Annotated in this window: 13 protein-coding genes; 11 read left to right on the forward strand and 2 right to left on the reverse strand. The window is 65.7% G+C overall.

Annotated elements, in window-relative coordinates:
- Positions 1 to 141 precede the first annotated feature (141 nt).
- Positions 142 to 1323, reverse strand: a complete 1182-nt coding sequence (locus ACFUTU_RS05075) for a PQQ-dependent sugar dehydrogenase (protein WP_377961412.1) — start codon at positions 1321 to 1323, stop codon at positions 142 to 144.
- Positions 1324 to 1362: 39 nt separating this feature from the next.
- Positions 1363 to 2394: a hypothetical protein gene (locus ACFUTU_RS05080; RefSeq protein WP_377961414.1), complete on the reverse strand. Its 1032-nt coding sequence runs from the start codon at positions 2392 to 2394 to the stop codon at positions 1363 to 1365.
- Positions 2395 to 2618: 224 nt separating this feature from the next.
- Between ACFUTU_RS05080 and ilvD the strand changes: the two genes are divergently transcribed.
- The 11 genes from ilvD to ACFUTU_RS05135 all read left to right on the forward strand — a co-directional run bounded on the left by ilvD (position 2619) and on the right by ACFUTU_RS05135 (position 19596).
- Positions 2619 to 4340, forward strand: a complete 1722-nt coding sequence (gene ilvD, locus ACFUTU_RS05085; protein WP_377961417.1) for a dihydroxy-acid dehydratase — start codon at positions 2619 to 2621, stop codon at positions 4338 to 4340.
- Positions 4341 to 4759: 419 nt separating this feature from the next.
- Positions 4760 to 6661 carry an acetolactate synthase large subunit gene (locus ACFUTU_RS05090; RefSeq protein ID WP_377961419.1) on the forward strand — a complete coding sequence of 634 codons (1902 nt, stop codon included), beginning with the start codon at positions 4760 to 4762 and terminating at the stop codon, positions 6659 to 6661.
- Positions 6662 to 6663: 2 nt separating this feature from the next.
- The gene (gene ilvN, locus ACFUTU_RS05095) at positions 6664 to 7176 is read left to right on the forward strand and encodes an acetolactate synthase small subunit (protein WP_076802147.1); all 513 of its coding nucleotides are present in this window, start codon (positions 6664 to 6666) and stop codon (positions 7174 to 7176) included.
- 84 nt (positions 7177 to 7260) lie between these two features.
- Positions 7261 to 8286, forward strand: coding sequence for a ketol-acid reductoisomerase (gene ilvC, locus ACFUTU_RS05100; protein ID WP_377961422.1), 1026 nt, complete (start codon positions 7261 to 7263; stop codon positions 8284 to 8286).
- A gap of 116 nt (positions 8287 to 8402) precedes the next feature.
- Positions 8403 to 9992 (forward strand): phosphoglycerate dehydrogenase, encoded by a 1590-nt coding sequence (serA, locus tag ACFUTU_RS05105; RefSeq protein WP_377961425.1) that lies wholly within the window; start codon positions 8403 to 8405, stop codon positions 9990 to 9992.
- 243 nt (positions 9993 to 10235) lie between these two features.
- Positions 10236 to 13031, forward strand: coding sequence for an ABC transporter permease (locus ACFUTU_RS05110; RefSeq protein WP_377961428.1), 2796 nt, complete (start codon positions 10236 to 10238; stop codon positions 13029 to 13031).
- On the forward strand, positions 13028 to 13783 hold the full coding sequence (locus ACFUTU_RS05115) for an ABC transporter ATP-binding protein (protein WP_087872964.1): 756 nt from the start codon (positions 13028 to 13030) through the stop codon (positions 13781 to 13783). Before ACFUTU_RS05110 ends, ACFUTU_RS05115 begins: the two co-directional genes overlap by 4 nt.
- A 35-nt stretch (positions 13784 to 13818) precedes the next feature.
- Positions 13819 to 15378 carry a methionine--tRNA ligase gene (gene metG / locus ACFUTU_RS05120; protein WP_377961430.1) on the forward strand — a complete coding sequence of 520 codons (1560 nt, stop codon included), beginning with the start codon at positions 13819 to 13821 and terminating at the stop codon, positions 15376 to 15378.
- A gap of 1109 nt (positions 15379 to 16487) precedes the next feature.
- The gene (locus ACFUTU_RS05125) at positions 16488 to 17258 is read left to right on the forward strand and encodes a sortase domain-bontaining protein (protein WP_377961433.1); all 771 of its coding nucleotides are present in this window, start codon (positions 16488 to 16490) and stop codon (positions 17256 to 17258) included.
- Between the two features lie 71 nt (positions 17259 to 17329).
- A complete protein-coding gene (locus tag ACFUTU_RS05130; RefSeq protein ID WP_377961435.1) occupies positions 17330 to 18382 on the forward strand; it encodes a 3-isopropylmalate dehydrogenase in 1053 nt (350 codons plus the stop codon).
- A gap of 101 nt (positions 18383 to 18483) precedes the next feature.
- On the forward strand, positions 18484 to 19596 hold the full coding sequence (locus ACFUTU_RS05135; RefSeq protein WP_377961438.1) for a branched-chain amino acid aminotransferase: 1113 nt from the start codon (positions 18484 to 18486) through the stop codon (positions 19594 to 19596).
- Positions 19597 to 19637 lie beyond the last annotated feature (41 nt).

Raw genomic sequence — 19637 nt, forward strand, 5'->3', positions numbered from 1 at the left:
TGCTCTGCCAATTGAGCTAGAGGTGCATCTGTTGTTTTGTTCATCGCGGGCTGTTTATTTCCCTCGTTGACCTCCGCAACGACATGTAACTCTACACGAAGTTCCAGCCAGTGTGAAATCGGGGCGGCCGCGCGCCGCCACTCAGCGGGAAAGCCGCAGAATCACGGTGAAATCAGGGTTTTGGTTGTTGCTGAGGGCCCATAAATTCCCGTTAGGGGCCAGCGAAACGTTCCGGATGCGCCCAAACTGGCCTGTGAAATAGCCCACAGGATTCCCCGCATTCTCACCATCGAGCGGGACCGCCCAGATGCGCTGGCCCCTCAGGGCTCCGAGGTATGCCGTGCCGCGGACGATTTCCAGCCCGCTGGGGGAAGACTCTGCTGTCGAGGGCCAGACAATCTTGGCGTCGATGAAGCCGTCCCGGTGGGGTGCCCCCGTGACTTCCGGCCAGCCGTAGTTTCCGCCGGGTTCAATCAGGTTGAGCTCATCGTTGACGTCCGGGCCGAACTCGCTGGCCCAGAGCCGGCCCTGGCCGTCCCATGCCAAACCCTGAACATTCCGGTGGCCGAGGCTGTAGACGGGGTTGTTCGGGAAGGGGTTGCCGGGTGCCGGGCCGCCCTCCTTGGTCAGCCGCAGGATCTTTCCGCCCAGGGCGTTCCGGTCCTGGGGTTGCTCGCGGCGCTGCGAATCACCGGTGCCCACATAGAGGAGCCCGTCCGGGCCGAAGCGGATCCTGCCGCCGTTGTGCGTGGAGGCCTTGGACATGCCGGAGAAGATCACCTCCGGGGCGCCCAGCCGGAGGTTCGCGCCGGCGCCTTCCAGGCGCATGCGGGCTATGCGGTTGTCATCGGCGGCGGTGAAATAGGCGTAGAGGTAGCGGTCCGACGCGAAGTCGGGCGATAGGGCCAGCCCCATCAGTCCGCCTTCACCGCCCGGGACGACGCCGGGAACGGTCCCGATGGTGCCCACCCTGCCGTGCGAGACGGATTTGAGCTGGGCTGTGTCGCGCTCGGATATGACCGCCGTACCGTCCGGCAGGAATACCGTCGACCAGGGGATCTGCAGTCCCTCGATCCTGCCTGCCGGCTCCGGTGCCCGCAGCGGCGACGGGGATCCGGCGCTGGAAGAGGTGCCCGGCGTTTCGGTGGACGAAGTGGCGGCCGCAGTAGCCCCGCCGGTCGTGGGCGGGCTGCTCCCGGGGCCGGCGCCACCACCTGTGCACGCGGACAGCGGCAGTGCCAGGGCACACAACACCAGGGCGGCCCCTGCCAGGAGCTTGGCGGCGGCAGCCGCGGCTGGAGTTCCGCGGTGGTTGCGTGTCATCCGCTTCCTCCTTCCGTCATCTGCCGCCGCTGTGCGGGGTCAGCGCCGGGTCCGGCGCGGCGCCCGGAATCCCGCAGCCTCGGCATGTGCCGCGGAGAGGAACCAGACTTCAGCCCTGGCGTCGTCGTAGCCAGAACTGTCCTCGTCGTAGTAGGTCATGGCGCTGACGTCACCCTTGACCGCGAATCCCTCCGGGGCAGTGCCGTCGGCTGCCGGCCGGGCCGAGCCCTCGCCATACGGCTGATCCCCGGCGGCAGGTTCGCCTACCGCGGCCACGCGTTCACGGTGGATGGGCTGTTCACCAAAGCCACTCTCCGCGCCGAAGCCCTGTTCAAGGTGGTGGGGCTGGGGTTCCCGGTGGTGGGGCTGCGCCTCGTGACTGGCGCCGGCTTCAGTGGCGGCCGATGACTGGATCCGCTGCCGGGTTTCCGCCTCGGCGTCCAGGGATTCGGCCGCAGCCGACTCGGCGCCCGGCAGCGTGGGGGCGTGCGCGTCCGTGTACTCGGCGTGATGCCTCGGCGCGGCGGGTTCGGCAGGAGCGGCCGGCTCGGCGGGTGGGGCGGCAGCCGCCGCCGGCCGGGTTGAATCGCCTGCTTCTGCACCCGCTGCATCTGCGCTGGCGGCATCCGACCACTGCGCGTCCCACTCGCGCTTGTCGCCGTCGTCGTCCCAGTCGTCAACGTCTCCTCCGGACGGCGCCGGGGGGCGGGCGGTGGCGGCCTCCCAGGACTCAATGTCCGGTTCCACATCCTCGGGGTCGGGGCGCGCGGCAGGGGAGGGGCGGCCCGTCAGCGGTGCGGCTTCCGCCGCTGCCGGCCCGGCGTCCGGCTCGGCAAGGCGGCCGGTCTCCGGAACGGTGCGGCTGGTGTCCGACGGCGGCCCTGCCGTCGCGGCGGCAGCCGGCGGCGCTTCTTCCGTCCGGACCGGTGCCGCGGCAGCGCTTCCGGCAGGGGAAGCGAGCCGTTCGCTCCGGGCTGCTTCTGCTGACGTTCCCCGCGAGTTCCGGTTCAGCAGCCACCAGACGATGGCGATGATCAAAACGATGACAATGACCCAGATAATCCACTCCATAGCAAAGCCTTCCATCCGTCACGCGAGGTTGCCGTTGCTTGACGGTACGTCGGTGTCAATAGGACTGTCTAGGCTTGTCAGGGCGGTAAAAGGCAGGCGTGAACTGTCATCCCGTCTCAATATGCGAGACGAAAGTCCGCTATTTGAGCGAGTTTTCCTTGGAATTGACCGTACGGGCCGTTTCCGGTCGTCTGCGGTCCTTGCGTGGTCATAGACTTTGACCCATGAGCGAGGACACGCAGAGCGAATCCGCCAACAAGCCTGACATCAAGCCCCGAAGCCGGGTTGTCACGGACGGCATCCACGCGGCTCCGGCACGCGGAATGTTCCGCGCCGTAGGCATGGGCGATGACGACTTCGCCAAGCCCCAGATCGGCGTAGCGAGTTCCTGGAACGAGATCACGCCCTGCAACCTGTCCCTGAACCGGCTGGCCCAGGGCGCCAAGGAAGGCGTCCACGCCGGCGGCGGGTTCCCGATGCAGTTCGGCACCATCTCCGTTTCCGACGGCATTTCCATGGGCCACGAGGGCATGCACTTCTCGCTTGTCAGCCGTGAAGTGATCGCCGACTCCGTGGAAACCGTCATGCAGGCAGAGCGCATCGACGGCTCCGTGCTGCTGGCCGGCTGCGACAAGTCCCTCCCGGGCATGCTCATGGCCGCCGCCCGCCTGAACCTCGCCAGCGTCTTTCTGTATGCCGGCTCCATCATGCCCGGCTGGGTCAAGCTGGAGGATGGTTCCGAAAAGGAAGTCACCCTCATCGACGCGTTCGAAGCCGTGGGCGCCTGCGCGGCAGGCAAGATGAGCACGGAAGATCTCACCCGGATCGAAAAGGCCATCTGTCCCGGCGAAGGCGCTTGTGGCGGCATGTACACGGCCAACACCATGGCCTGCATCGGCGAGGCACTGGGCATGTCCCTGCCCGGCTCGGCAGCCCCGCCCTCGGCAGACCGCCGCCGTGACGAATTCGCCCGCAAGTCCGGCGAGGCTGTAGTTAACCTGCTGCGCCAGGGCATCACCGCGCGCGACATCATGACCAAGAAGGCCTTCGAGAATGCGATCGCCGTCACCATGGCCTTCGGCGGATCCACCAACGCCGTGCTGCACCTGCTGGCCATAGCCCGTGAGGCCGGCGTTGAGCTGACCCTGGACGATTTCAACCGCATTGGCGACAAGGTCCCGCACCTGGGTGACCTCAAGCCCTTCGGCCGTTACGTCATGACCGACGTCGACAAGATCGGCGGCGTGCCGGTGATCATGAAGGCACTGCTCGACGCCGGGCTGCTGCACGGCGACTGCCTCACCGTCACGGGCAAGACAGTGGCCGAAAACCTCGAGGCCATCAACCCGCCGGACGTCGACGGCAAGATTCTGCGCGCGCTGGACAATCCGATCCACAAGACCGGTGGCATCACCATCCTTCACGGCTCGCTTGCGCCCGAAGGTGCCGTGGTGAAGAGTGCCGGTTTCGACGCCGACGTCTTCGAAGGCAGCGCCCGCGTTTTCGAGCGCGAGCAGGGCGCACTGGACGCGCTGGACAACGGCGAGATCCAGAAGGGCGACGTCGTGGTCATCCGCTACGAGGGACCCAAGGGCGGGCCTGGCATGCGCGAGATGCTCGCCATCACCGGCGCCATCAAGGGCGCCGGACTGGGCAAGGATGTCCTGCTGCTCACCGATGGCCGGTTCTCCGGCGGCACCACCGGCCTGTGCATTGGCCACGTCGCCCCCGAAGCTGTCGACGGCGGCCCCATCGCCTTCGTCAGGGACGGAGACCGGATCCGCGTGGACATCGCCGCACGCACCTTCGATCTGCTGGTGGACGACGCCGAGCTGGACTCCCGCAAGGCCGGCTGGGAGCCGCTCCCGGCCAGGTACACCAAGGGTGTCCTGGCCAAGTACGCCAAGCTGGTCCACAGCGCCAGCACGGGCGCGTACTGCGGGTGATTCCTTCCCTTGGTGTGCGGCGCGGGGCGCCGCACACCAATGGGCCCTCGGAATCCCCCTTATTAAGCCCTGCCGCCTCTGGCGGCCGGGCTGCGGTCCGGTCCCACCGTTTGTAAGAGGATCGACCCATGGACAATGATGTCCATATGGTGAGATAGCGTTAACCCTCGTTGACACCTATCTCACTTAGAGGGAAAACTGAACGCATGATCGCACTCGTTACCGGCCGCGCCGCTGCAACTGCAGTCGTCGTCGTACTTACCAAGCGCGTGGCTCCATAGCCCGACTGGTAACGAACTGTCACGCGCAACCCCTCGAAAAGCCGCCAGGCTGAGGGGTTTTTTTATTTTCCGGGCGGGACGGCACGTTCAGTTTTCCCTAGCACCACACCAATTCAAGATCCACTAAGGAAGAGTTCGATGAGCAAAGGATCGCCCATCAGCCCCTCGCTGATGGCTTCAAAGTCCGCTGGAGCCGCCAAGGCTCCGGAACGCGTCGACAGGCCGGCTGATGCCGGCGTCGACACTGCTGCAGCCGCCTCTCCTGTCCTTGGGCCGAACAACGTCGTACCCCCGACGGTGATGACCGGCTCAGAAGCTATTGTCCGTTCGCTCGAAGAACTCGGCGTCGACGACATTTTCGGTTTGCCCGGTGGCGCGATCCTGCCCACCTACGACCCCTTGATGGCCTCCAAAATGAACCACGTTCTGGTCCGTCACGAACAGGGAGCCGGCCACGCCGCGCAAGGCTATGCCATGGTCACCGGGCGGGTGGGTGTCTGCATCGCCACCTCGGGCCCGGGTGCCACCAACCTCGTCACCGCCATCATGGATGCGCACATGGATTCCGTTCCGCTCGTGGCCATCACCGGCCAGGTATCCAGCGGAGTGATTGGCACCGATGCCTTTCAGGAAGCCGACATCGTGGGCATCACCATGCCCATCACCAAGCACTCGTTCCTGGTGACGGACCCCAACGACATTCCCCACATCATGGCCGAGGCCTTCCACCTCGCCTCGACCGGACGTCCCGGTCCGGTCCTGGTTGACGTTGCCAAGGACGCCCAGCAGGGGCAGATGACCTTCTCCTGGCCGCCGAAGATTGACCTGCCGGGCTACCGTCCCGTGGTCCGGGGCCACAACAAGCAGGTTCGCGAGGCAGCGAAGCTGATCTCCGCCGCCAGCAAGCCGGTGCTGTACGTGGGCGGCGGTGTGGTCAAGGCGCACGCCGCGGCCGAACTGCGCGAACTGGCGGAACTCACCGGCGCGCCCGTGGTCACCACGCTCATGGCCCGCGGTGTCTTCCCTGACTCGCACCCCCAGCATGTGGGCATGCCCGGCATGCACGGGACGGTATCGGCCGTGACCGCCCTGCAGCAGGCCGACCTGCTGGTCACCCTGGGTGCGCGCTTTGATGACCGCGTCACCGGCGTTCTGAAGACCTTCGCGCCGAACGCCAAGGTCATCCACGCCGACATCGACCCCGCCGAAATCTCCAAGAACCGCACCGCCGACGTTCCCATCGTGGGCTCCGTGAAGGAGATCATTCCGGAACTGACCGAGGCCGTCCGCGCTCAGTTCGGCGCCTCCGGAACGCCCGACCTCGCCAACTGGTGGGCCTTCCTGAACAACCTGAAGGAAACCTACCCGCTGGGCTGGACCGAACCCGAGGACGGACTTACCGCACCGCAGCGCGTCATCGAGCGGATCGGCGCCCTGACCGGTCCCGAGGGCATCTACGTTGCCGGCGTGGGCCAGCACCAGATGTGGGCCGCGCAGTTCATCAAGTACGAGCGCCCGCACGCGTGGCTGAACTCCGGCGGCGCCGGCACCATGGGCTACGCCGTTCCGGCGGCCATGGGCGCCAAGGTGGGCGAGCCGGACCGCGTGGTCTGGGCCATCGACGGCGACGGCTGCTTCCAGATGACCAACCAGGAACTGGCCACCTGCGCCATCAACAACATCCCCATCAAGGTTGCTGTCATCAACAACTCCTCGCTGGGCATGGTGCGGCAGTGGCAGACGCTCTTCTACGAGGGCCGCTACTCCAACACCGACCTGAACACCGGCCACGAAACTATCCGGATCCCGGACTTCGTCAAGCTCGGCGAGGCCTATGGCTGCGCATCCTTCCGCTGTGAGCGGGACGAGGACATCGATGCCACAATCCAGAAGGCGCTGGAAATCAATGACCGCCCCGTGGTCATCGACTTCGTGGTCAGCCCTGACTCCATGGTGTGGCCGATGGTGCCCGCCGGGGTCAGCAACGACCAGATCCAGGTTGCCCGCAACATGACCCCGGAATGGGAAGAGGAGGACTGATCATGAGCCGCCACACACTGTCCGTTCTGGTCGAAGACAAGCCCGGTGTGCTGACCCGCGTGGCCAGCCTTTTTGCCCGCCGCGCCTTCAACATCAATTCCCTGGCCGTTGGCCCGACGGAAGTTCCGGGCATCTCCCGGATGACCGTCGTCGTCGACGCCGACGGTGACCTGATCGAACAGGTCACCAAGCAGTTGAACAAACTGGTCAACGTGATCAAGATTGTTGAACTGACTTCCGAATCTTCCGTACAGCGTGACCACATCCTGGTCAAAGTACGTGCGGATGCCGCAACTCGTCTGCAGGTGACCCAGGCTGCAGACCTGTTCCGCGCTTCAGTGGTCGACGTCTCCACAGACTCGCTGGTCATTGAAGCAACTGGCCATCCCGAAAAACTCACGGCACTGCTTTCAGTGCTCGAGCCCTTCGGTATCCGCGAAATTGTGCAGTCCGGCACCTTGGCCGTTGGACGGGGATCCCGCTCCATGAGTGATCGGGCGCTACGCTCCGCGTAAGGCACCGCCCAGGCGGTGGCAGCGCCCGCAAACGCAGCACCAAAGACACATCTACAAAAAATCCACTCAAGAGGAGTTACGCAAGTGACTGAAATGTTTTACGACGACGATGCAGACCTGTCGATCATCCAGGGTCGCAAGGTTGCCATTGTCGGCTACGGATCCCAGGGCCACGCCCACGCACTGAACCTGCGCGACTCCGGCGTCGAGGTTGTCATCGCCCTCAAGGAAGGCTCCAAGTCCACCGCCAAGGCTGAGGATGCAGGCTTCCAGGTCAAGAACGTTGCCGACGCCGCCGAATGGGCCGACGTCATCATGATCCTGGCACCGGACCAGCACCAGCGCGCGATCTTCAACGACTCCATCAAGGACAAGCTGACCCCGGGCAAGGCCCTCGCCTTCGCGCACGGCTTCAACATCCGCTTCGGCTACATCGAGGCACCGGAAGGCGTTGACGTCATCCTGGTCGCCCCGAAGGCTCCGGGCCACACCGTGCGCCGCGAATTCGAAGCCGGCCGCGGCATCCCGGACATCATCGCCGTGGAGCAGGACGCCTCCGGCTCCGCCTGGGAACTGGCCAAGTCCTACGCCAAGGCCATCGGCGGCACCCGCGCCGGCGTCATCAAGACCACCTTCACCGAAGAGACCGAAACCGACCTGTTCGGCGAGCAGGCTGTCCTCTGCGGCGGCGTGTCCCAGCTGATCCAGTACGGCTTCGAGACCCTGACCGAAGCCGGCTACCAGCCGCAGATCGCCTACTTCGAGGTGCTGCACGAGCTCAAGCTCATCGTTGACCTCATGTGGGAAGGCGGCATCGCCAAGCAGCGCTGGAGCGTTTCCGACACCGCCGAGTACGGCGACTACGTCTCCGGCCCGCGCGTCATCACCCCCGAGGTGAAGGAAAACATGAAGGCCGTCCTCGCAGACGTCCAGTCCGGTGCCTTCGCCAAGCGCTTCATCGAAGACCAGGACAACGGCGCCGTCGAGTTCAAGGAACTGCGCGCCAAGGCCGAGTCCCACCCGATCGAGGGCGTTGGCCGCGAGCTGCGCTCCCTGTTCTCCTGGCAGCAGCAGGACCAGGACTACGTCGAAGGCTCTGCAGCCCGCTAAGGCTGCGTCCTTTCAGCGCGACAGTGAGGCCGGGTTCACACTTAACAATGTGAGCCCGGCCTTTCCGTACGCCTAGACTTTATTTACCCCCAGGACTTCAACGCAGAGGATCAGCTGTGTCAAAACCCGTAGTATTGCTTGCCGAAGAACTTTCGCCCGCCACCATCGAGGCCCTTGGCCCGGACTTTGAAATCCGCCAGACCGACGGCGCCGATCGTTCCCAGCTGCTCTCTGCCATCGAGGACGTTGACGCCATCCTGGTCCGCTCCGCCACCAAGGTGGACGCCGAGGCCATTGCCGCCGCGAAGAACCTGAAGGTCATCGCCCGTGCCGGCGTCGGCCTGGACAACGTGGACATCAAGGCCGCCACCCAGGCCGGTGTCATGGTGGTCAACGCCCCGACGTCCAACATCGTGTCCGCCGCGGAACTGACCGTCGGCCACATCCTGAGCCTGGCCCGCCACATCCCGCAGGCCAGCGCCGCCCTGAAGGACGGCGAGTGGAAGCGCTCGAAGTACACCGGCATCGAACTGTTCGAGAAGAAGATCGGCATCATCGGCCTCGGCCGCATCGGCGCCCTGGTGGCCGCCCGCCTGCAGGGCTTTGACACCGAGATCCTCGCGTTCGACCCCTACATCACCTCGGCACGCGCCGCCCAGCTCGGCGTGAAGCTGGTCACCCTGGACGAGCTCCTCGCGCAGTCCGACTTCATCACCATCCACATGCCCAAGACGCCGGAAACCGTCGGCATGCTCGGCGCCGACGCCTTCAAGAAGATGAAGGACACGGCCTACGTCATTAACGTGGCCCGCGGCGGCCTCGTGGACGAGGAAGCCCTGTACACCGCCCTTCAGGACCGCCAGATCGCCGGCGCCGCCGTGGACGTCTTCGTCCAGGAGCCCAGCACCGACCTGCCGTTCTTCAAGCTGGACAACGTTGTGGTCACCCCGCATCTGGGTGCCTCCACGGACGAGGCACAGGAAAAGGCCGGTGTCTCCGTTGCCAAGTCCGTCCGCCTCGCCCTCGCCGGCGAGCTGGTTCCGGATGCCGTGAACGTCGCCGGCGGCGTGATCGCCCCCGACGTCCGCCCGGGCATCCCGCTGATCGAGAAACTGGGCCGCATCTTCACCGCGCTGACCCACGCGTCCGTGACCCAGATCGACGTCGAGGTCTCCGGCGAGATCGCCGCGCTTGACGTCAAGGTGCTGGAACTGGCCGCACTCAAGGGGATCTTCGCTGACGTCGTCACCGAGCAGGTGTCCTACGTCAACGCCCCGGTCATCGCGGAGCAGCGCGGCATCAACGTCCGCCTCATCACCACACCTGAGGCCGAGGACTACCGCAACGTCCTGACCCTGCGCGGCGCGCTGAGCGACGGCGCCCAGATCTCTGTTTCCGGCACGCTGACCGGTCCCAAGCAGGTCCAGAAGCTCGTCGGCGTGAACGGCTACGACGTCGAGATCCCCATCAGCGAGCACCTCGTGGTGGTCTCCTACGCTGACCGTCCCGGCGTCATCGGCACCATCGGCCACATCCTGGGCATGAACAACATCAACATCGGCGGCATGCAGGTGGCACGGAACGCGGAGGGCGGCCAGGTCCTGGCGCTGCTCACCATCGACAGCTCCGTCCCGCAGCAGGTCCTGGACGCCATCAAGGCCGGCATCGGTGCCGAGATGGTGCGCGAAGTGGACCTCGAGGACTAGTTCCCGAAGCACTGGTCCCGAAGAACTGTTTTCGGGACCAGAGTCCTAACGCGGGGTGAACTCCACGTCCCCTGGAGTTCACCCCGGCCAAATATGATTGGCCGGTCTGCGTACAATGGCTAGGTTCGAATTTAAGGATCCAGCCGGCAGGCCGGCCAATACTTTTTGCACGCCCGCAAGGGACACCCCCACTTTCTGCGGTCATCGTGGCGTGCGCACGCAATCCAGGTTTCAGGGAGCCCAATGAACGCCGTCCAGAGGTTCATCAGAAGCAAAGTGCTGCTGCTGACCGCTGCCATTCTGATCTTCGCCATGTGCCTGTCCGTCCTCGTCCAGACCCAGTCGCAGGCAGCGCTGAACCGGACCGTGGACCAGAACTCGCGCGGGCTCTACGACATCCTGGTCCAGGCCAAGGCCGGCTCGGACGGAACCCTGATGCAGCCCGAGATCGCCACGGGCCAGGGCGGCATCAGCTTCGACCAGCTGCAGAAGATCCGGGACCTCCCGGGCACCTCTGTTGCCGCTCCCATCAGCCTCGTCTCGCGCGTTACGCAGAACCTCGAGACCCCGCGCCTGGAGGCCATGGACTACCTGGGCTTCAATGCGGGCCTTGTCGGCACGGCCACCGCCGGGCAGCCCGGCGGCACCGACCCCAGCAAGTGGCCGGAAGCCCAGTCTGTGCTCAGCGACACCCCCAAGAAGTACCGCCTGACGGCCAGCGCCACCAGCTCCGACGGATCGTCGGCACACACCCTCTTCAAGTCCACCGCCGAGGGCACGCTCGGCAAGGGCAAGCTGGTGGAGCAGCAGGTGGAGGGCGGCAACAGCATCCAGATCGCCGGCCCCGAAGGCGAGACCGGGATCAAGTTCCCGGCCCCTGCCGGCGGGTCCGAGCACAACCTCTTCAACCTCACTGTTGCCCTGCCCATGGCCCCGGAGGTCACGGAGTCCGTGGTCGCCGTCGACCCCGTATCCGAACGCGCCCTGCTGGGCAGCGCCGGCGACTTCCTGGCGCCGCTGGAAAAGGCGCCGCCGGCCGACGCGCGCAGTGCGGAGGCTGTTGGCCAGCACCTGGAGAGCCTCTTCACCACGGGCATCGACATGAAGGAACTCGAGGAGGGCCCGGACTTCCTCGGCGTGAAGCTCAAGTACTGGGCACCCATCATGACCCAGTACCAGCAGGCCAAGCGCGACGGCCAGCTCACCGAGGACTCCCAGGCCATTCCGCTGATCGTCCGTTCCGGCACTTCGGTTGATCTGAAGTACACCGTGAAAATCGAGGAAATCGACGACTCCGGAAACGTGGTCAAGGAAGTCGGCACGGCCGAACGCTCGCTGGACAAGGACTACCTGCCCTTCGTCTCCAAGTCGCCCTTCGCGCTGTCCTGGCCCGGTTCCACGGACTACTCCAAGCTGCTCGGCAATTCGGCGGCCTTCAGCCGCGGCCTTTACAGCCCCCCGACCTGGAGCACCAACTTCGCCGCCGCCCCCAAGTACAAGGACGGCTCCACCGCCGGCAACGGTGCCGAGGACAAGACCGCCACTCCGGGCGAGTGGGTCACCGTGAACCGCCTGCCGGAGAAGAGCGCCACCGGCGAAGCCGTGGACCAGACCCAGCGCAACCCCGTTGACGAGCGCTCCTACCGGGAGAACCTCGAAACCGGCAAGAAGCTGGCCACCCCGCTCTCGATGGTCTATGGCACCTTCGACCCCGCCGCAGTCCAGGCAGCGGCCGGGGACGTCAACCGGCTCCCGCTCGGCGGCTACGACCCCACGCCCATGACCCTGACCAAGGACGCCCAGGGCAAGGACGTTGCAGACACCGCGCTCAAGCCCTCCCTGAGCGCGACGGGGCTCGTCAGCCAGTCGGCCGGTGCGATCACCGACTACTACGGCCTGGCCGCCGCGCGCGGCTACGAAAAGAACGCCTCGGTCATCGACGCCGTGCGCGTCCGCGCCAGCGCCGCCGGCAGCTGGAAGCAGGTCCAGCCTGAGGTGGACAAGCTCGCGGCAGAGATCCGGGACATGGGACTGGAAGCCACCGTGGTGGCCGGTTCCGCCAGGGAGGATGCCAACATATTTGTTCCCGGCTACTCCAAGGACGACGCCGGCAAGGAGTCCGCGCTCGGAACGGTCCAGCAGTCGTGGGTCAGGCAGAACGCGGCCGACGCCGTGGCCGGCTCGCTGACCGCGACCAACCTCACGCTGCTGTTCCTCACGCTGTGCGGCGCCGCGCTGCTGACCGGCGCCTCGACTGTCAGCTACGTGCGGCTGCGCCGCAGCGAGGCAGGCACACTGCGCGCCATGGGATGGACGCAGCGCCGCATCCGGTCCTGGGTGCTGGAGGAGTTTGCCGTCGGCGCGGCAATGCTTGCGGTGGCCGGCATCGTCCTTAGCCTCCTGAGCTGGAACATCGCCACCGCCATCGTCTCGGCGTCCGTTCTGGCCCTGTACCTGGGCGCGGCCTTCTTCGCCGCGCAGCAGCTGCGCCACCGCGAGGTGATCGACCAGGAGCCGCAGCATGACGAAAAGCTCATCACCGTCGACTCGCCGCTCACCTTTGCGAACCGGCAGCTGAGCACGCACCGCTTCAATGCCATTTCGCTGGCCGTTGCCGTCGGCGTGTTCGCCTCGGCCGTGGGCGGACTGATCGCTCTGCTGATCGACATTCCGCGGGCTGCCGGCGCCAGTGCCCTCAGTGGGCTGGCCGCTGCCAGCGTTGCGCTGCCAAGCATCATCCTTGGCCTGTCCGGTGTGGCAGTGGGGCTCCTGCTCACGCTGGTAACCGGCCGCTTCGAACTGAAGGCCAAGCGGCGGTACCTTGGCACGCTGCAGGCGATGGGCTGGAACCCGGACATGCTGGGCCAGGTCCGCTTCTTCGAAAACGCCCTGGTGGGTGCGGTCGCCGTGCCTCTGGGTATCCTGGGTGCCCTCGGCATCGGCCTTGTTCTTGCCCCCTACGCCGCGCTGTGGGCCGCCGTGGCCGGGCTCGTGGCTGTTCTCTGCTGGATTCCGATTGCAACGAAAGTGGTCAAATGAGTAACGACCTGAACCTTCGCCGCGTGCGCGGGAACAATGAGGCTGAAACCCCGGTCCAGACCCGGGCCAACACCATTGTCAAGGAAGCAGACCACGCCACTCCGCTGGAGCTGAGCAACATCACCATCCGCTACGGCGGCGGCAAGAACGGATCTGAAGCCGTCAGCGTCGTGGAAGGCTTTGACCTCACGCTGAACGCGGGGGAGATGCACTGCGTGGCCGGCCGAAGCGGCTCGGGCAAAACCAGCATCCTGACCGTCGGTGCGGGCCTGACCCTGCCGACGTCGGGCCGGGTGCTGTGGGAGGGCGATTCGCTCGAGACCATGTCCGACGACGAGATCGCCGACCGCCGCCGTGCCCTGATCGGCTATGTCGACCAGGGCGGCGCCCTGATTGACGGCATGAGCGCACTCGAAAACGTGCTCCTCCCCGCGGTTCCGGACGGCGAGGTGGAGCAGCGGCGCGAGATGGCCAAGGACCTGCTGGACCTCGTGGGCCTGGGCCGCCGCATGCGGCACCGCCCCGAGCAGCTCTCCGGCGGTGAGCGCCAGCGCGTCGCCATTGCCCGCGCCCTGATCCTGGGGACCCGTGTCCTGGTGGTGGACGAGCCCACGGCGAGCCTGGACCGTGCCTCCGCCAACCGCATCATCAGCATCCTGAAGGACACCACGTCCGACGGGATTGCCGTCCTCGTGGCGTCACATGACCACGAACTGGTCCGGCTGAGCGATACGCTGACCGAACTGATCTAGATCCATTCCTTCGCACTAAAGGTAACGTTCTGCCCGTGACTTCCTCAGACAAGAGCCCGTTCTACATCACTACGGCCATCACCTACCCGAACGGCGTGCCGCACATCGGCCACGCCTACGAGTACATCGCCACGGATGCAATGGCCCGGTTCAAGCGGCTCGACGGCTACGACGTGAAGTTCCTGACCGGCACCGACGAGCACGGGCTCAAGATTGCCCAGACCGCTGAGAAGGAAGGCATCTCGCCCAAGGAACTGGTGGACCGGAACGCCGAAATCTACAAGGCGGCCCACGCCGCCCTTGGCATCACCTATGACCGGTTCATCCGCACCACGGACGAGGACCACTACACCGCGTCGCAGGCCATCTGGAAGAAGATGGAAGCCAACGGTGACATCTACCTGTCCAAGTACGAGGGCTGGTACTCCGTCCGCGACGAGGCCTACTACGGCGAAGACGACACCGTGGTCAAGGAGGACGGGGCGCGCTACACCAAGGAAACCGACACCCCGGTGACCTGGACCGCCGAGGAAAGCTACTTCTTCCGGCTCTCCGCCTACCAGGACAAGCTGATGGCGCTGTACGAGGCGCAGCCGGAGTTCGGCGCGCCGCAGTCCCGGTTCAATGAAGTCATCAGCTTCGTCCGGCGCGGCCTTGAGGACCTCTCCATCAGCCGCACCACCTTCGACTGGGGAGTACCCGTTCCCGGCGACGAGAAGCACGTCATGTACGTGTGGGTCGATGCACTGACCAACTACCTCACCGGCGCGGGCTACCCGGATGTTGAGTCGGAGTCCTTCAAGCGCTACTGGCCGGCCGACGTCCACGTCATCGGCAAGGACATCTCGCGCTTCCACGCCATCTACTGGCCCGCCTTCCTCATGAGTGCAGGCCTGGAGCTGCCGAAGCGCATCATGATTCACGGCTTCCTGCACAATAACGGCGTCAAGATGTCCAAGTCCCTGGGCAACGTCGTGGCCCCGGAGGACTTCGTGGCCCAGTACGGCCTGGACCAGGTGCGGTTCTTCTTCCTGCGCGAGGTTCCGTTCGGCGCCGACGGCAGCTACAACCACGAAGCGATCGTCGGCCGGATGAACTCCGACCTGGCGAACAACTTCGGAAACCTGGCGCAGCGCTCACTGTCCATGGTGGCCAAGAACTGCGAAGGCCGGGTACCTGTTCCGGGTGCTTTCACTGACGCTGACACGGCAATCCTGGGCCAGGCCAACGCCCTCCTGGAGCAGGCCCGTGCGGCCTTCGAAAAGCAGGAGTTCAGCCGTGCCCTCGAAGCGATCTGGACCGTGCTGGGGGACACCAACGCCTACTTCGCCGAGCAGGCACCCTGGGTGCTGCGGAAGACCGACGTCGAACGCATGCAGACCGTGCTGTACGTGACCCTCGAGGTGCTCCGCATCGTGTCGATCCTCGCCCAGCCCGTCATGCCCACGGCCACTGACGCGCTGCTGGGCTACCTGGGCCAGCCCGAAGGCGGGGCGCGTGAGTTCTCCGCCATCGCGACGCCCATTGCCGCGGGAACGGACCTTCCTGCCCCCGCCCCGGTGTTCCCGAAGTACGAGGAGCCCGCGGACGCCTGACCCTGACTTTGCCGGCGGCGACTGCTGCCGACGGATCCCCCGTGCAAAGGTTCCACCCATGGCACGGGGGATTTTCTTTACCCCTCCCGGCCTGCGTATCCAAGTAATGGCAAGTACAAACAGCCTGCGGGGCCGGCGCTGCCAAGTGGGATGCGCCCGATTAAGGCGTACCGACTACTCGGGACTGCCGCGGAACCGCGCCCTACCCTGAAATTGCAAGCAGACTGACGGCGTCTTTGGGGGTATCCATCATCTCCAGTCCATCATTTTGGCCTACTGCCAGTGGTTCGCTGTGGGACGGAATGCCGCGATCGGTCCGGTCAGTTTGATCCTGGGGTATGGAGGTACACGAAATGAGACGAACTATCGCGGCGGTGGGGCTTGTGGGTCTTGGACTCTTGGGCACCACGCTTCCGGCCATTGCCACGCCCGACGGGCAGGTTACGGTCTGCCACCAGACTGGCTCTGACACGAACCCGGAATTTGAGATTGATGTCAACGGGCAAGCTCCCGAGAACGGGAACGGAAACGGCGGCAACGGGAACGGAAACGGGAACGGCGGGAACGGCAACGGCGTCGGCCAAGTTGGGGAATGCAACCCAGACAACGAACAGGCGCCGGCTGAGGAGCCTCCCGCCGAGGAGCCTCCCGCCGAGGAGCCTCCGGCCGAGGAGCCTCCGGCGGAGGAGGCACCGGCTGGGGAGCCTCCGGCGGAACAGCAGCCTCCCGCTGCTGTTCCTCCAGCTGCGGCGCCCCCGGCTGCAGTTCCTCCGGCTGCGGCGCCCCCGGCGGCCGTCGTGCCCGCTGCACCACTGGTCAAGCCGGCAGCAAAGCCCGCCGCGGCAGCACCGGTTGCAGCGATGCCCGTTGCAGTTCCGGCAGCTACCAATGAGGGCTATAACGTTCAGACGGCTGCAGGCGGGGGAACAGCGAGTGGGATCCCAGCATGGCTGGCCACCGTGACGGCCCTCCTTGCGGGTCTGTCGGCGGTAGTCCTCGCACGGGGCGGGACCCGGGCCAGGAAGCTTGGCGGCTGACCGGTAGCGGTCCGGGCGTGCCACGGGCTGGGCGTGGCAGCCTCCTAACCGATTCGCACCAAAGGAGGTGGGATGGGCAGCCATCGCCGGAACAGCAAGACCGAACGTGCGGGCAGCCGAAGGCTGCTGCTGAGCTACGTGGACCTTCTTGTACTGTCGTTCTGCTGCCTGGGGATCCTGACCGCCTGGCTCTTCTATGGCGCCGGAGGTATCAGTTCATCGTCCGCCACCGCCGTAGACGCACCGGCTGTCCGGTATACACCTGCCGGGCCTGTGACCGGGAGGCCGGAGGCGGACGCGCGGGTACGGGCCGGCCAGTCGCCCGCCGCCTCAATAGGCGTTCCCGCAAAATCTGCGGCACCGAGGCCATCAGCCGCTTCAAAGCCGCCGGCCATAACCGCCTCACCTCCGCAGCGCATCATCTATCCTGCTGCCGGCATGGATGTGGCGGTGCACCCGCTGGAACCCGGCAGCGGAGATGCGGACAGCCGGTCCATAGTGCCCCCGGAGACCATGGACGGGTACTGGCTCACACCGTACGGCCAGCCCGGCGTCGGCTCTCTGAACACTACCTACGTCATCGGGCACAGCTGGGAGGGCCAGGATGCGCCTTTTAACCACCTCAGCGCAGCGGCGGTCCCTGGGGATGTTCTGACCGTTGTTACCGCCAAAGCAAAACTTTCCTACCGGGTGAACTCGGTCACCACCTATACGAAGTCCACCTTCAAGGACAGTCCCATTTGGTCGGTCGTTCCGAACCGCCTCGTGCTGGTCAGCTGCTACACCCAGGATCTTTGGGGCAAAAACGTGGCAGTGGTTGCATCGCCCGTGCCGGCCAACTAAGCAGCCACGCCCCGTGTCTGAATAATGAGACGCTTTGACCAGAATGTGGATGGTTTGGCTACGCTGAAATCATGAGCGCATCTACCATCAATCTGGCTGTCATTCCCGGCGACGGCATCGGCCCGGAGGTCACCGCCGAAGCCCTGAAGGTCCTCGAAAAGGTCGTGGCGGCCGAGGGAGTCACTCTCGACCAGACCCACTATGAGCTCGGTGCCCAGCACTGGCTTGAGACCGGGGAAACCCTTCCGGATGCCGTCCTTGAGGACCTGAAGACGCGCGATGCCATCCTCTTCGGCGCCATTGGTGCTGCGCCCGGCGACACCCGCATCCCGTCCGGGCTCATCGAGCGCGAACTGCTCCTCAAGCTGCGCTTCAGCCTGGATCACTACGTCAACCTGCGCCCCTCCCGCCTGTACGGCACGGTGGGCAGCCCGCTCGCCGAACCGGGCAACATCGATTTCATCGTGGTCCGTGAAGGGACGGAGGGTCCGTACGTGGGCAACGGCGGTACCCTGCGCGCCGGCACGCCGCACGAGGTGGCCACCGAGGTTTCCCTGAACACTGCGCATGGCGTTGAGCGCGTTGTCCGGGATGCGTTCCGCCGGGCCAACGAGCGTCCGCGCAAGAAGCTGACCCTGGTGCACAAGCACAACGTGCTGGTCTTTGCCGGCCACCTGTGGAAGCGCACGGTCGAGGCCGTGGCCAAGGAATTCCCCGAGGTCACCCACGACTACCTGCACATCGATGCCGCGACCATCTTCATGGTCACCGATCCCGCCCGCTTCGATGTAATCGTCACGGACAACCTTTTCGGCGACATCATCACCGACCTCGCTGCCGCCGTCACCGGCGGCATCGGCCTGGCGGCCTCGGGCAACATCAACATGGACCGCACTGCACCGTCCATGTTCGAACCCGTCCACGGTTCCGCGCCGGACATCGCCGGCCAGCAGAAGGCGGATCCCACCGCCGCAATCCTGTCCGCGGCGCTCCTGCTGGACCACCTCGGCTACCCCGACGCAGCCCGCCGGATCGAGTCCGCGGTGGTTGCCGACGTCGAAAGCCGCAACGGTGAGGCGCGCAGCACCAGCGCCATCGGCGACGCCATTGCGGCGGCCGTTTAGCCTCCCCCAGCAGGCGTAAGCTTGACCTGAATTACCAAATCGCTGCCGTGGTCCGACGCTGAACCACCTTCAGATGCCAGGCAGCCGACCGTGGAGGAACCATGACTCAGACTGCCCATGGCGTCGAATTCACCCAGCAGCTTTCGGCCACCCCGAAGTCTGCTGAAGAGCGTGCAGCCATCCTGGCGAACCCAGGCTTTGGCGACCACTTCACCGACCACACTGCGATTGTTGACTACACGGTCGACGCCAGCGGCCACGGCGGGTGGCATGATCCCCGGATCGAGGCCTACGGGCCCATCATGCTGGACCCGTCTGCCGCGGTGCTGCACTACGGGCAGGAAATCTTCGAGGGACTGAAGGCGTACCGCCACTCGGACGGTTCCATCTGGAGCTTCCGGCCGGAAGCCAATGCCGCCCGGATGAACAAGTCCGCCCGGCGCCTGGCGCTTCCCGAAATCCCGGCCGAATACTTCCTCGGCGCCATCCGGGAACTCGTCACGGCGGACAAGGAATGGGTGCCGTCCGGCGACGGTGAAGCCCTGTACCTGCGGCCGTTCATGATCGCCACCGAGGCGTTCCTTGGCGTCCGGGCAGCCCGCGAGGTCTCCTTCCGTGTGATCGCCTCGCCGGCCGGCAACTACTTCGGCGGGGAGCTGAAGCCAATCTCGATCTGGATCTCCCGTGAATACGCCCGCGCAGGCCGCGGCGGCACCGGTGCTGCCAAGTGCGGCGGCAACTACGCCGCCTCCCTCATTGCGCAGCAGGAAGCCGAGGCGAACGGCTGCAAGCAGGTGCTCTTCCTCGACCACTTCAATGACGACGCCATTGAAGAACTGGGCGGCATGAACGTCTTCTTCGTGATGAAGGACGGCTCGCTGGTGACGCCTGCGCTGAGTGGCACCATCCTCGAGGGTGTGACCCGCTCCTCGATCATCCAGGTTGCCAAGGACATGGGCCGTGAGGTCACGGAGCGGAAGATCACCCTGGACGAATGGCGCGACGGCGTTGCCTCCGGCGACATCGCCGAAGTGTTTGCCTGCGGTACCGCGGCCGTCATCACGCCCATCGGCGTCCTCAAGGACGCCACTGAATTCATCGGCTCGGAGGACGCGAAGGCCGGCGAGACCACCATGGCGATCCGCCAGCAGCTGCTCGGCATCCAGACCGGCGCCGTCGCGGACACCCATGGCTGGCTGACGCGGCTCGCCTGACGCTCTCAGCGGACGGGTCTATAGAACGACGGCGGGTGGCC

This window comes from Arthrobacter sp. NPDC057388, assembly GCF_042668165.1.
In the GTDB taxonomy this organism is placed as follows: Bacteria; Actinomycetota; Actinomycetes; order Actinomycetales; family Micrococcaceae; genus Arthrobacter.